The 15,027-nt window shown below is 32.5% G+C and carries 7 protein-coding genes; 1 reads left to right on the forward strand and 6 read right to left on the reverse strand.

What is annotated here, in order from left to right; genetic code table 11:
- Positions 1-7 precede the first annotated feature (7 nt).
- Positions 8-1,228 carry a DUF932 domain-containing protein gene (locus MTZ49_RS07365; protein ID WP_264747691.1) on the reverse strand — a complete coding sequence of 407 codons (1,221 nt, stop codon included), beginning with the start codon at positions 1,226-1,228 and terminating at the stop codon, positions 8-10.
- 454 nt (positions 1,229-1,682) lie between these two features.
- On the opposite strand from MTZ49_RS07365, the gene MTZ49_RS07370 reads away from it, so the two are divergent.
- A complete protein-coding gene (locus tag MTZ49_RS07370; RefSeq protein WP_264747692.1) occupies positions 1,683-4,166 on the forward strand; it encodes a nuclease-related domain-containing DEAD/DEAH box helicase in 2,484 nt (827 codons plus the stop codon).
- Between the two features lie 60 nt (positions 4,167-4,226).
- Here the strand turns inward: MTZ49_RS07370 and MTZ49_RS07375 are convergent, their stop codons facing one another.
- The 5 genes from MTZ49_RS07375 to MTZ49_RS07395 form a co-directional block, all read right to left on the reverse strand.
- Positions 4,227-5,177, reverse strand: coding sequence for a hypothetical protein (locus MTZ49_RS07375; RefSeq protein WP_264747693.1), 951 nt, complete (start codon positions 5,175-5,177; stop codon positions 4,227-4,229).
- 159 nt (positions 5,178-5,336) lie between these two features.
- Complete coding sequence (locus tag MTZ49_RS07380; protein WP_264747694.1) at positions 5,337-7,187, reverse strand: UvrD-helicase domain-containing protein; 1,851 nt, start codon at positions 7,185-7,187, stop codon at positions 5,337-5,339.
- Positions 7,180-9,114, reverse strand: a complete 1,935-nt coding sequence (locus MTZ49_RS07385) for an ATP-dependent nuclease (RefSeq protein ID WP_264747695.1) — start codon at positions 9,112-9,114, stop codon at positions 7,180-7,182. The genes MTZ49_RS07380 and MTZ49_RS07385 overlap by 8 nt, the downstream gene beginning before the upstream one ends.
- 36 nt (positions 9,115-9,150) lie before the next feature.
- Complete coding sequence (locus MTZ49_RS07390) at positions 9,151-13,203, reverse strand: NACHT domain-containing protein (RefSeq protein ID WP_264747696.1); 4,053 nt, start codon at positions 13,201-13,203, stop codon at positions 9,151-9,153.
- Complete coding sequence (locus MTZ49_RS07395; RefSeq protein ID WP_264747697.1) at positions 13,196-15,025, reverse strand: DEAD/DEAH box helicase; 1,830 nt, start codon at positions 15,023-15,025, stop codon at positions 13,196-13,198. The genes MTZ49_RS07390 and MTZ49_RS07395 overlap by 8 nt, the downstream gene beginning before the upstream one ends.
- Between the last annotated feature and the right edge of the window lie 2 nt (positions 15,026-15,027).

Below are 15,027 nucleotides of genomic sequence, written 5' to 3' on the forward strand. Positions count from 1 at the left end.
GTCGCTATCAAGCAATTAGCTTTACTGCCCGTGATAAGGCTTGCTGTTTAAGTTGGGCACCTTGACCAAACCAAGCACTATCTAAACGATTCTCTTGATTACGCGCTTGTCGTTCATGATCCACAAACTCCGTCATCGCACACAGCAAGCCCCAAGCAGTACCTTTAGCTGCTTGTAGTTCAGCACCACGTCCATGGCTTTCATATAAGGTTTGTACTTTCTTCATTGCACGACCATTAGGGAGCTTATTCCAATCAACCTCCTTAGTGGTTATAGAATTAATATTACCTACTTCTGCTTGAATTACTTTACCTGTATTACTAACAATACGATCCAGTAAGGAAGCACCTTCAAAATTATTATTACCTGTCAATGGCACAATATTAGAAACACGATTAACTGTATCTACACCATCAATAACAATTTCGTTATGACCATGATTGCTATTACTACCATAACGATCAAAAGCAGTGGCAGGATTTAATACATTCATAAAGAATTGCTCACTCTCTTTAGCAGACACTTTACGCTTTACTAACTCCTGCATCATTAACATAAAGTCATCCCATTGACCGATACTAAGATTTAAACGACGTTTAATCGCAGCGGCATCAAATATAGTATTATGAGGTACCTTAATAGACTCAGCTGCGAGCGATTTATTTATTGCTACCGATAAAGTATTATTACACACCACGCGAACGGTAGTAGGAATTACTACCGTAGCTAACGAACCATCACAAGAAGTAGCTAATAATACATAACCATTCACCACATCATTACCAGCTAATACACTGGACTGACCTGTACGTGCTAATGCCCAAAATTTACGGCCTTGCTTTAATACCCCTGCTGTTTCCAACTCAAAACCAAACTGTTCAGTAAGATCACGATAAAATTCCAACACCTCCATTGGCTGAACTACCTTATAACGACCACTCACTACCGACAAAGGTAGATTAGAATCACTACGATACAACACCTTCTGGTCTTCAAAGCTCACTAAAGATTGTGGATTAACAGCAGATACTCCATCCAACTCAATAAGCTCACCGCGTTCGTTATCTAAATGAGGAGCAATAAAACGCACAGGGGCTTCATTAATCTGCCAATTCATGCCTGCTTTATCGGCCCAGACCTCTATAGGCTGTCCAGAAGGTAACGCACTGCCTAACCCATGCCAAGGGGTTTTACCTACATAAGCCATTGTTTCAACTAAATGTGCCATTATAAAAATCCTCTTAAACTAAATAAAAATAGATAACCAATAAATATGTGAATAGATCAATCAAACAGACATAAAAAAAGCATCTTGGACAAACGCCAAGATGCTTCTTCAATAAAACAGTGACTTTACACCTCAAAATAATCACGAATCCAGTTGGTTAATTGTTCTGCTTCTTCCACAGCTAATTCAGCTACTTTAATAGCTAATACCTTTAACATGATATTTAATAACTCAGACATATCTACTCCTTAAGAAATAAAAAAATACCTCAAACTAAACAGACCTTTTGTCTATTCATGGGAGTAATATATAACTGAAATTATTTTGGATATTATTACTTAGCTTTTATTAGCTATAATAATTGGTATTTTTCTCTTAATTTAAAATAAATTTTAAAGTTTGGATTTTGGAGTTGTATTACTTTCTTTTAGGTAAACTTAAGGACTAATTTTTTATGGCTAAATTAATTCCGCTTTTTGGGCCTAGGGAAACGGAAAGTTTTGGTGAAAAACTATTATATTATCGCCTAGAGAAAGAGCTTCCAAATGACTATATTGTCATTCAAAGTTTACCATTACTAGCATCAGCAGTAAAAGAAGACAATCCAAGTTATGCACCCACAGGCGAAATAGATTTTATAGTGATTGGTCCTTTAGGTATATTAACTCTTGAAATAAAAAGTGGTGTATATGAGGTTAGGGATACTACATTTATACATAAAAAAGATAAATATACTATTGATCCACTTAACCAAATAAAAAAGAATTCATTTGGTTTAAATAAATGGCTAAAAAATTTTGCAAAGGATCTAAATATTCCTATTGGCTATGCGGTTATATTTCCAGATAGTAGTTTCGATGAGGATATTATTAGTACTGGTCTTATAGATAAGACCATTGATCCACCAGAAAATATTTTTATTGATAAGCCCAAATTTCCTTTTGTAGCTGATCGAATTATAGAAATAATGAAATACTGGAAAAAGGCTCTTAAAACCCCCTATCTTAATAATAAAAAAATTCAAGAATTAATAACAACTCTTTGCCCTCAATCTAGTGGAGTACCTAGTTGGGCTGTGAAGATAACTTATGATAATCAAATGTGGTTACCCTTAACAGAAGATCAAGATAGCGTTATAAAGCGTGCTATAGAAAATGACCGTATTATAGTAACAGGTTGGCCAGGTACAGGAAAAACGCTTATAGCCACAGAATGTGCAAAAAAAATATCATTACAAGACAGGAAAATCCTTATTTTGACTTTCAATGTTAGATTAGTTACTTACTTACGAGAACAGTTGGAAGATATAGAAAAAATAACTATTACCCATTGGCATGATTTATGTCGTACATATAAAAAAGAGGATTCTAATGAAAATAATGAATGGTTTGAAACTACATGTGTACAAGAAATTAAAGAAGCTCTTAGTGATAATAGGTTAGAAGATTATGATGTACTCATATTAGATGAGGCTCAAGCTTTTAAACCAGAATGGTGTGATATATTATTTGAGTGGTTTAAAAATAAACAAATTATAACCTTTTGTGATGAAACACAATTATTCGAGTTTGAAAAAGATAGAGTAACGCTTTCAGAACTTGCACAGAAGCTAGGTAATATAATACCATTTTATTTAACAATAGCATTACGTACCCCTCAGATAATAACAAACCATTTACAAAAAATTAACCCTCCAACATATCAACTTTCAGTAAGACCAACAACTGAACAAGATAGTTTTCAAGAGATACTAACAAACAATATGATGGAGGAAACTAATAAAATTATAGATCTTGTATTAAAACAAGGAGTTGAACAACAAAATATAGTTATTTTATGTCGAATTAAGAGTGATATATCATTTGCTAAACGTCATCTTAACTTTGCATATATTAACTATGAAACAGTATCTCGCTACCGTGGATTAGAATCACCTGTTGTAATCATTCTAAATGCAGAACATATGGATGATAAACAACTTTTTAGCGCTTGTTCTAGGGCTACAACGGTTTGTATTGCACTATATGACTCAGAGTATCTAGTACAAAATGTAGTTATGAAAATTAATGATACAGTAACTTTTCATGGCAATATTGAGGCGTTTCATAGGTTAGTAGTGGAAAATCAAAAAAATATCCCTATATTAGAACAGGCAAAGAAAAATTTATTAACTACAACTTTGATTAGTAAATACTTAAAATGCCAATTTCTTCCTCTCAAAACCTTATTATTAGCCTGGAGCGAACAATGGCAAGGTTGGCTATTACAATTAAAAGACAAAAATGATCATAATTATCATTGGATTAGCTACTTACAAGAAAATGATGATAATAATATTTACTATTGGTATAACGACTCTTCTTTACGCACAATTAATTGTTATTTTGAAAGCCGATCAAATAATGAGGTAATGTTAACGGAAAACTATGCTAAAATATTATTGTGTAATATATGTAATAACTATACTCCACATATTTATAGACAAAGTAAAGATCAGTGTCTGTTCTGTTATAACGATAAAAAAACTAACGTTTTTCCTAAAAAAAAGATCCTTCATGCAATCAAATTATATGATGAAAATTTAAATAATAAAAAAGTTAAAGATCTTCCTCTAGAGCTTATTCCAGTCTATGCACAAAAAATGGTTATTAAGAGTAATCCTAGCTACACAGATTATTTTAATTTCTGTGATGGAGAAAAGTATTATAAAGTAGCCTTAATACTAGTTATATCTTGGATATTGTGGTCACCAACCAAAAGATTTACTAGAGAAGAATTATCCAAACGTTTTTATAAAAGATATTCTGCTCTAAATACTACTATTTCTTTTCAAGACTGGGATAGTAAAGTAGCATCAGCTATTAATGTTTGTTGTAAATTTAGAAAAGTATTAGAAAAAACAGAGGAAGGGGATTACATCCCTCAAATTTCTATATAAAGCAATTTATTATTTAAAAGAATTTTTGTTACCTGATTATTTATAATCTTAAGAAAATGACTAAATTTTTATTTCAGGAGTAAGAATAATAATCTTATTATCTATATTTGTAATTTCTTGAATATTAAATTTACTAGGCTGGCTTGCATAATAAAAAATAATACTTGTATTAATTTTTGTTAAATTCATATAGCTATTAACTTGTACAATAGCTCTTTCCAATTCACTTTTGGTAGATTTTCTACGATATGCTTTTAATTCAAGAATAATTTTTTCATCATTTTTAGCAAAAATAGCATCTGGGCATACATCATTATTTAATGAAGGTTCAACAGTTAAAGATATATCAGATGTGACAGACTTAAAATAACCTTCTAAGGCACTTATTACATGATGCTCTCTAATCATTGGATGTACTGTACCCACTAAGAACATATTCCATAAACTCTTATTTGAGCAGAAATCCTCAAGTAGTTTAAGGGTATCAGCTATAAAATCATTGTTTTTGATTGGAGAAATATATTTTGTTGGGCTTTGCGATTTTATTTCTTTCTCAACTTTTTGGCTAATAAGCGTATCTTCTATTTGACTAATTAGTAAATAACTAAAAGCTGATACAGTAATAATAGCTAAATATGCCTCTCTATCATCGAAATCTAAATGATAATCATGGGTTGAAGGATTTCGCCAATTTTTACGGTAACTAGTAAATTGTTCTAATACACGTGGTCTAAAAATATTACTGTCTGTAAAGTAGCTTTCAATATCGTTAAGTGTCTTTTTAGAAGGATCTTTATGAGTTAAAACTCTATATAGCTCCTTAATGCTACCTTCAAAGGCTTGATTTGTTCTATATATAACATCTGTAAAGCATTGAAAATCACCTTTTTGACCTCTTTCAAGATGACGGAAGGCAACCTCAATATGAGTTAATATCGCATTTAAACCCTTAGAATAGTCACCATTCTCTAGAGTATTGATTTTATCCTTGATTACTTGTATTAAGTCCATAAGCCATTTTTAATTTACTATCTTGTTATAGATTATATTAGTTATTCTCTATATATTACCATATATTCTATTTAGTTTATTCTGTACAAATTTGATGAAAAAAATAGCATAAACTATCTAGGAATCAGTGGAAATTATGTTCATCATATTTAAAGACTATTAAATACAGTTATCCGTGAGGTCATCTATTTTCCAGCCTTTTTGAATAGCTATTTGTTGTTTGTTTTCTGGAAATCTTGATTTATCTAGAGCTAAACAAACAAGGTATTTTGGTCTTGTTGTAGCAACAAATAGCTGTTTCATAAATTTTTCTTTTCGTACTCCAGATGGTTTTTTATTAGTATTTTTTAATAAGTAATCTATGGTTTGTTGAATATCGAATTCATGGTTTTTAGTTTCAAGAACAAGTGTTGCAGCATGTGTTTCACCTTTTACACCATGTATGGTTGAAACTTCAACATTAATAGTTTTATCTTCATCAGTATAAGAGTAAACATTACTTGTATTTGTTGAATCAACCATATCCTGCTGGGTATACTTAAGAAATTCTGTAACTTTAGGAGTAGACTCTATATTAAATAGAGAGAGTAATTCTATTATTTGAGATTGCCAGAAAGGCTCAGTGATTGCGTTAGTTTGCATAACTGATAAAAACCATCGGTTATAGTCCATTATTTTATTAGTTTGTTTAAACCATGCTTTTAATGAGCTAGTAGAGTTTTGATTAAGTTCTATATTAGCTAACTCACAAAACTTGACTATGCCTTTCATAATAACTTGATAAGGCTCTTTCATATGAGAGTCTTTTAATTGTTTAGCCACCAAAATATAAAGTATTAATTTATCAAAATTAAGGTTGTGATTATTAATTTTTTCCATTGCGAAGGATGGGAAATAATGAACGATAGTTAAGCTATCTTCTTTTTTCTTACCTACAGCTCCTACTGCTTTAATGGGGAGTGTATTATCATTGGGAATGCATTCACAACAGAGCTTAGCAAAAGTGGGAATAACTTGGTCTCTCGTCGCCTTGTCAACTAAATAAATTGTATGTTGTGGGCTATTTTGACTAGAAAGAACAGTATTAAGTGTCAGTTTATTATAGCTAAGACCTGTAACAAGGTTTGCAATATCGTTTGAAAAACGATGGCTTAATTCTATGGTTAATAAGTTGGGCTGATTATTATAAGACTCATTAGGCTGACTATTATTCATAGAGTCATATATTGCTTGATCTGGATCGCCAAATTTTTGAAGCTTACAAGCCTGGTTATTAAAGATACTATTAAGTAATTCATCTTGTTGCTTATTGGTATCTTGCATTTCATCTATAATAACTATTGGAAAACGCTTTCTAAGAAATTTTTTAATTGAATAATTTGAATGTAAATAGGCTTTCCCATACTCAAACATTTCACTATAAAAATGATAACCTAAACTCAATAGTTGTTGCTTGACACGACATAAATCTAAATAGCTTGGTTTTTCTGATGTATTAGAAAACCCAGGCACGAGTAAAGTTAACTGATTATCCCTATAATAATACTTTAGATCGCTTAAATTACAGTAATTTTGCTCAATATAATATTTAGTTTTATAACAAATATGGCTTTCAATATAATTATAACAACTATCGTCATCAATTTTAGTGACAAGAAGGTTATTTGATCGACAGTAAGGTATTCCAAGAAACATATTCACAAAACTATGAATTGTTCCTATAAAATGAGGGTATCTTAAAAGCTTGGCTCCATGTGGGTGATCTTGTAATCTTTTAGTAATCTCATCTTTAGCCACATTGGTATGACTCAAAACACAGACACCTTGGTAGTTGGCATTCCATTTTTTAGCTAGCAGTATTAATTTAGCTGCAACTAAAGTGGTTTTCCCACTACCTGGGCATGCTTGAACATCTTGATATGATTTTAAGCATTCCCTTCGGGCATCATCAAATACTAATCCCATCTCTTGCTGTAATAGATCAATATCTTCATCTGTAATATCAATCATTCTGAGTAACCTCAGCGACAGCTGCTGACTCTGGTATTTCATCATTAAATGGTTCTGTAACAAATTCTATGGCATCGATGATATAGGTAGGTAATTTTTCTTTTAGCTCTTGAGAGCTATCTTTATATTTATTAATTAGAATTTTTGATAAATTGTATGCAACTTCAGTTTTAGCGCTACTTTTAGTATCTATTTTTGAGTAAATTTGTATTGCTTTTTCTTCAATATTCTCATTTAAATCTGCAAATCCTTCGTTATTACCTTGGCTGGCTTGGTAAACTTCTTCTGCCAAACCATATTTGGCTAAACAATATTCAAAAGTCCATTCATTAGAAATAAAGGTTTTGATATTATCATCATCAAACTCCTGTTTTTTCTGTTTGTAGTCGTCGAGCCCATCAGAATAACTAGATCGCCAGTAATGTAAATTACCACCTTTTCCATTTTTTGGTTGTTTTTTTTCTTTAAAACCAACTATATCATTCTCGCCTTGCTTCTCTGCCTTATCAGGCCATAAGTCTAGATCAGTAATACTTGCTACTTTAATGGGTAAATTGTCATTATCACTATTACCTTTATAAATTTTTACATAACGTTTATAAGTAATACCAGCTCCTTTCACTAATGAAACTCCATAGTTCTCAAAGGGTCTTCCTAATAGCTCGGCAATGGTAGGTAATAGTATTTCTTCACCTTCACCCTCGATAAAAATAACTGCTTTGGCAAAAAACATATTAGCTTTTGTCACATCTAAAAATTTTTCTAGAAAAATATAGTCATCATTAGCTAAAGCCGTACACCCTTTACGTAAAGGATAAGCTTTACCTTGGTTCATCAAAATAATACTTTCCAAAGGCACTTTAGAGGCTAAATTGGGGCTATGGGTAGAAAAGATACATTGAATATTTCTTTTATGACTAGTTACTTGCATCTGGCTATCTGTTGATTGCTCTTGATTATTTACAGGCTCACCTGCTGTAATTGTAGCTAAATACTGAATAAACTTCATTTGTAATTGAGGATGTAAGTGTGCTTCAGGCTCTTCTATTAACAACATAGGCAAACCTTCGTCTTGCTCATCCTTAAGTAGCATTAATTCAGCGGCCATAAAGAGCAAGTTACTATAACCCAAACCGTGGTTTTGGCCGGTTTCATCAATTGAAAGCATTAGCCTTTCTAATATATTTTTAAATACAATCTTTTTTTCTAGCTCGTTCATTTCTCCAAGAGGTTTGCTTGCTAACATTTCAATAACAGGATTGAACGCATGTTCTTTAAATGTAAAATTATTTAATTGTTCTTCTATAGTTTTTGCTGTATTGCGAATACAGTCATCTTCTTTAATCGTTTTATTGGCAGTTAATATTGCTTCTATTAAACGATTAACTACATTTGTGTCTCCCCCAAAGGCTTTGCTACTTTGTAGAAGTTGAGAGAAACGGGAGTTCGCACCAGCAGCCAATCCTTTCTCAGCATCCCTTAATGGCTTTAAATAAGTAGCCGCTAAATAGGTTCTTTGTTCATCTTCGAGCCTATCCCCTTCAAAATTTTTACCCGAAGATATTGTTTGGCTAATATTATTGCCATATCGATTGAAACCTTGTTTTAGCGAGGCTTTCATATTGACATATAATACAGATTTACCTTCCTCTGTCGTTAAGTGATTAGCAAAAGCAGCACCATCGAGCTCTACTAAGTCTTCAAACTTTAACTGAATGGATAGCTCATCTGCTCCTGTGTGAAAATCCGTTTCTTTAACACGGACATTTTCAATAGAGTTTGTATTTAGTACTAATTTTATAGCATCAATTAATGCAGTTTTCCCTGCATCATTTTCACCGATTAAAACATTTAACCCCTTGTTAAGCTTTAGATCTAATGCTTCAAATAATCTAAAGTTGTTGATGACTATATGTGCTAAATACATATTACTTATCCTATTTTGATTTATTTGTTTTTCTAGCTAATCAGACTTCGATACATCTAAGACAAATACGTCAATTTTGTCTTTTAGTTCTGATGGCATAAGACTTTCAATGGAAAACTTAAGTTCTTGAGCATTATTAATATTACGATTTTTTCGATCTGCCACTTTTTCGTTTGAACCAAACCAAAATACTAGGTAGATACCTTGATCAGCAGCATTGGGGTGTATAGAATAACGTTTATGAAGTTGCTCAGATGCAGCTGTATAAAGTTCAGGATGCCACTGGCCTTTTGCCTCGATCACTAATAAATAAGTTTGACCACTCAAAGAAAAAGCAACAGTAATATCACATCTATTTTGTTGAGACATAGATTTTTCTAAATCAATATGAATATCTAAAGGTGCTAAACGTGGTTTAAGCCAGTCAACCACTCTATTCCGAGCTGTATTTTCATCTACATGCTTTCCATTTTGATAAAAGACATCAACGGGATTTGTTTCTAAACCTTTAAGCTCTTTCTGATAATCTTCTAGTTTTTCAATAACATAAGTTCGTAAATCCTCTATAGATCCAATTTTATTATGATCAAAAAAGTTGACTATTTCTATTATCTTCGGTGGAGTAAAGTTTTGTAAGGTTATTCTCTTATTAGCTTCGTATCGGTGGTGACGGATAGGTTCAGATAAGTTATTAAACCGTGGATCAGACAATAACTTATCAAATACGACCATACTGTTGTTACCATCTTTTTCTATGTATTTAACCAATCCTACAAGAGTACTATAAGCTTTTTCTTCTTTCGTGCTATCTGTTGACCAAGCATACTGCTCTTCAGTAGGTGGACAACGTTCTATAAAGTAATCAAGTACTTTATAAATTTTTTCTGCTGAGAGATTAGGCCAATCTTTTTTGTCACTGCTCCAGGGCGAAACAATGTCAAAAAAAATCCATATTATATTAGGTTCCTGTTTTAACTCATCCCAAACTTTATTTTCTTTATCTTCTGTTAAGAAAAAAGCAGTTTCTAACCAAAATTGCCTTACTTGTAATTGGTTATCAGTTGGTGGCCCATAAAAACCTTTATCTATTACAAGACAATTATTTGCTTGTTTTTCTATTAGAGGGATTAACTTCTTAAGTTGATTGTGTTTAATACAATAATTAAAAAGCTCTTTTAAGTTATTAATACCCATATAAGGATAGTTTTCAAGCCAGTATAAACAAAATTTTATATTAACTGGACTCCAATTTTCTTTATCTAGAAGCCAATGTAAAGAAACATGATGATTATTGTTATTACCAAATTGAGGTGTTATATAGTGACTAATAAAATCCTCAAGATCTTTTTCAGATTTAAAAAGAGTTCGATCAATTTCATTTGCAAATTCAATTCTGTCTGTTTCAGTAACCTCTTGAAAATGTGTATTAGCGTTTGCCCTTAGTAATTTTAGATGTTTCTCTGGTAAATTCTCTAATGTTCCTGTTTTTTTAAAAATAACAAAACATATTGCATATAGCATTATCACAGTATAAGGAAGAGCTCCTTTCACAGTTTTTTGGGCCATTTCCTCTAAAGAGGGTAATTCTGGATCGAGTAATGCTAGACCATTACCTAAAGTATCTTCTATAAAATTTAAATCTTTATATTTAAGAATTTTTTTTCTATCAAATAAATATTTAATACTAAAAAACTCTAGCCACCACCAATGTTGACCTCTTTTAATTAAGGCTTCATTATCCAGTAAATAGCTATTATTATGATCAAATCTTTCTTGTTCTTCTCTTTCATATGAGCGATCTTTGCGACGCCATTTAGCATGAGAGTTACTTTTACCTTTTTTAAGAGTTTTTCTATAAGCTATATCTTTAGCCCATATTTTCATCAGATCATCTTTTTGATTAGCATGAGAGCGTAGAATTCGTCTTAAAATTATCATGTCATCTTTATTACTTTTATACCAATAACGATTATGAGATTGAAATAATAACTCCCAAAGACTGGTCTTATTGGTATCAAAAGCATAAATAATTAATTGCTGATAATCATCCAAAGTAAAGATTAATCCCGCATGTAAACGTTCATACCTCTCTTCATATATATCCTTAAAATACTCTGTTTCTATTAGTTGAATATAAATGGCATGTCTTAATTCAAAATTATTTAAAAGAGTATTAACACAAGGGTCTGTGTCAATAGAGTATCCTTTTGTAGCGTATCTTAAATCTTTCAACCACAATGCTAGTTTTTCAATATTGTAGTTATTGTCTGCTAGTTCAAAATACCTATCTAATAAACGACTTATAACTTTACTAGTACCATTTTTACAGGTGCATTTGTATTCGTTTTCAGCATTACAGGTACAATGTATATCTTTTGTTAGATTATCAAGAAAATATTCTGTATCTGTTAAATTAAAAGACTGAGCTAAAGACTTTATAAAGTACCTTTTGCCAATAACTCGTTCATTTAGTTTAGCCTCATCACTTGTTGGATATAAGTTTGTTAACTCTTTTAAAAGCGCTAAGACCTTATCTTTACCCACTGAAATAACGCCAAGCTTCTCTACAATATCTGCTGCATACTCTAAATCATCATCTTGCTGACGTTTGAATAGTGCTTGAAATACAGATAGATAATCCCAGTTATTTTGTAGAGTTAATAGGCTCCTTATTGCATCATTTCTGATTCGAGGATATTGTTTATTATCCAGTAATAACACTATAAGCTCTTCTTGAAAAAGGTTTGGTGTATCCAAGGTCTTTATAAGATCTAATAGCAGAGATTTTAAATGAAAGCCTATAGCTTCACTTAAAAGAAGCTTCTTTATTTGAGGTACTATATCAGGTGTAATAAAGCCCTTAGCATTAAAGCTACGATAGCTATCACTTGCTCTAAAATAGGGGTTTTCTTCTTGTAATTTTTCAAGAGCTAATATTAATTTATGTTTACTTGTGGGAAGTAAACGAGAGGGATCACCATTTGCGATAACTGCATAGACATCCAGATTAATAGCTTCTACTTGTATTAATTCATCCCCTAAACAAGCTATCCAGCCCAATAATCCTCTTAACTCCGTTCTTACTACATTATTAGGCGCTATAATAGAGAAACAACGTCTTAATGTTATTTGATCTTTTGGCTCTTTAATTCTTCTGATTAAGTAATTAGCAGCACAATACTCAGCAACTATTCTGTGTACTGGTTCGTAACAATTAAAGTTATCTGCTTGTTTAAACAGACCTGTATCTAAAATTTGTTTTAGGTCAGATTTAGATATTATTGGGCTAAGAGAATTTAAATGGGGGAATTCCTCTGATTGCTCTTGTTCAGATAAAGAGACCCCCGATATACCTGCAAGTAACAATTTAGCAAATACTTCTTCTGTAAATGTTATTAACTGATCCGTTGTACATCTATTCTTTTTAGGTACTTCTGGATTATGCTCTTTTGCAAGATCTTTTACAGCGTTTGCAAAAACTTCAGCTTTTGAACCAAATGTTTTAGTTTCTCTATAAGCAGATATAAATAGCTTTAAAAATTGAGGATTATTCGTTAGCCCGTGTAAATCCAATTTTGCTAACTGATCACTAAAATCTTTAAAATCCGCATTATTACAATGATGATTAAAAAAAAGTTGTTGTTCCTGTTGATCTAAAGGGGTTAAGTAAAAAGTTTCTATTTGTTCAGGTTTAATCTCTAAATAATCACAGATTAAACCCTGATTACGTTCATTTTCCCACTCACTCCCTCTACTAGATAGAATAACAATATTAGGAGATTGTTTATCTATCTTTACCAATAGGGTATCTATTGCAGATTGACCATCCAATTTAGATACTTCATCAAAACCATCTATTATCAATACTTCTTGTTTATCTACAGTAGCCTTATTTTTAAAAACATTAGCTCTATATCGGTTAGTGTTATATTGATTTGCAAGACTAGAAAGAAGAGTTGTTTTACCTGCTCCAGGTTCAGCTAATATTATAATAAACTTATAAGGAGTTTCTTGAGTAAATACTTGAGATTGAGGTATAGATTCATTATCTTTTTTTCTTAATATTCTTTGAATATAAAAATCAGGCATAGCTACTACTTACCTCTAGCGCTTTTTCCAGCTTCTCAGCAAAATAAGAATTATCCCCATGCGTCATCACTAAATACTTAGTAGCTCTAGTCATAGCTACATAAAGTATTCTGGCTTCCTCTTCCTTTGTTTCTTCGTATTTAGCGGGTGTTCCTACTGCTGGTATGCATACTAGTGGGAATTCTAAGCCTTTACTGGCATGCATGGTCATTAGGTTAATACCTGGTTGATCTTTCTTTTCTTTAATGGGAATGCCCCGTTTTTGGCAGCTTTTAGTGATTTGTTCTGCCATATAGTTCCAGCGATAGATAATGCCCATGTCTTGCCAAGGCATTCCTGCTTGGTTATGTTCTATCAGGATATCAGCTATGCGTTCACATTCTTGGTAGAATTTGGGCAGTTTTATTAATAGCGGCATTGGTCCATGAGTACCTGCTCCTACTGGTTCTATTACAGGTGGCTGGTCTTCGTCTCTTTCCTCTGCATGTAGTAATTCTTCAGCAAAGGTTTTGGCTACAGTGAGTATTTCTACAGTATTACGGTAATTTAGTTTTAAAACAGTGGTGCGCCCCCTAGCTTGAATACCTAGTTGGGAGAAGACAATTTTCTTTTTCTTTTGGTAGATAGATTGGGCATCATCATAGAGTACTAGTAAGGCATTACTTTCTGGATTTATCATTTGTACAATGAGTTTGAACCATTCATCCTTAAAGTCATGGCCTTCATCTATCAATATGGCATCATATTGACCACTGGGTATGAGTTTTCTATCGACATTTTCTATTACTCGCTGTACACACTCAGCATGAAATTGTTTTGTACCTTCAGGAGTCTTATCATTTTTATTAGGTAAGGGAATACCATAAGCCGTTAGCTGACGATTGCACCATTGATGGAAGTTCATGGTCTGGACTTTTTCATTAAGTCCTTTGTTGATCATGTTTTGTTCTAGAGTTTCAGCTAATTTACGATTAAAACAAAGAATCAGTATGGGTCTTTTAACAAGGGAAGCGAGATATTGTGCTCGATAACCCAGTATCATGGTTTTACCTGATCCTGCTACCCCATGAATAATACGGTGTCCTTCTCCTAAACTACGTGCCAGTTGTTCCTGTTGAATATCCATAATCTTTAGGATATCAGGCAGTTCTGCTATGGGGTTATTAGCATCCTCAGCAAAGAGATCCCTTTGTTCTGGTACGCGTATTTCAGGGAAGATATGCCAACGAATACGATCTATTTGTGGTAGGCTGATCATACCACGCATTTTATAGTGGAACATTTCCCAAAGACGTTGTTGAAAAACTTCAGCATCAACGCTTTCTACCATTTCATCTCTACAGATTACAAGATGTTCTGGAATAGCTTCAGCTAATTGCCCCTCATTAAATTGTTTACGGGTAATATTAGTTAGCACTACACCAAAGGCATAAGGAAACATCAATTTACCTTGGCGAGGCCCTCCTGCAAACACTAATTGCGGATCTCTTTCTAAGAGTTTGAGAATAGCCAATATATAGCTACGGGCTTGTTCTAGGGGATTTTTTTCTTTGATCTCACCTCGATCAGTAAGTAGTGTGGCTTGTTCTTTATCTAAGCCTATTAGCGTATCAACTTTCCAATCCTTAACTTCTAAGATTAATAAGCCACGGTTAGGATGGAAAATAATATAGTCAGGATGGAGTGCTTTATTACCAACAGGTACATCGTACCAACATAAATAATCTTCTTCTAATTTTGCTTCTAATAGCCGAGCAAAGCGTTTTTCCCCTGATGTCATACGAGGTAAACAACTATTAAGGGTAGGAATTAAAGTAGCCATGG

Source organism: Entomomonas sp. E2T0, from assembly GCF_025985425.1.
Taxonomy (GTDB): Bacteria; Pseudomonadota; Gammaproteobacteria; order Pseudomonadales; family Pseudomonadaceae; genus Entomomonas.

Bases quoted from the DNA above. Each gene is read 5' to 3' on its own strand.
- MTZ49_RS07390 (WP_264747696.1), bottom strand. From the start codon at position 13,203: ATGCCTGATTTTTATATTCAAAGAATATTAAGAAAAAAAGATAATGAA.
- MTZ49_RS07375 (WP_264747693.1), bottom strand. From the start codon at position 5,177: ATGGACTTAATACAAGTAATCAAGGATAAAATCAATACTCTAGAGAAT.
- MTZ49_RS07395 (WP_264747697.1), bottom strand. From the start codon at position 15,025: ATGGCTACTTTAATTCCTACCCTTAATAGTTGTTTACCTCGTATGACA.
- MTZ49_RS07380 (WP_264747694.1), bottom strand. From the start codon at position 7,187: ATGATTGATATTACAGATGAAGATATTGATCTATTACAGCAAGAGATG.
- MTZ49_RS07385 (WP_264747695.1), bottom strand. From the start codon at position 9,114: ATGTATTTAGCACATATAGTCATCAACAACTTTAGATTATTTGAAGCA.
- MTZ49_RS07365 (WP_264747691.1), bottom strand. From the start codon at position 1,228: ATGGCACATTTAGTTGAAACAATGGCTTATGTAGGTAAAACCCCTTGG.
- MTZ49_RS07370 (WP_264747692.1), top strand. From the start codon at position 1,683: ATGGCTAAATTAATTCCGCTTTTTGGGCCTAGGGAAACGGAAAGTTTT.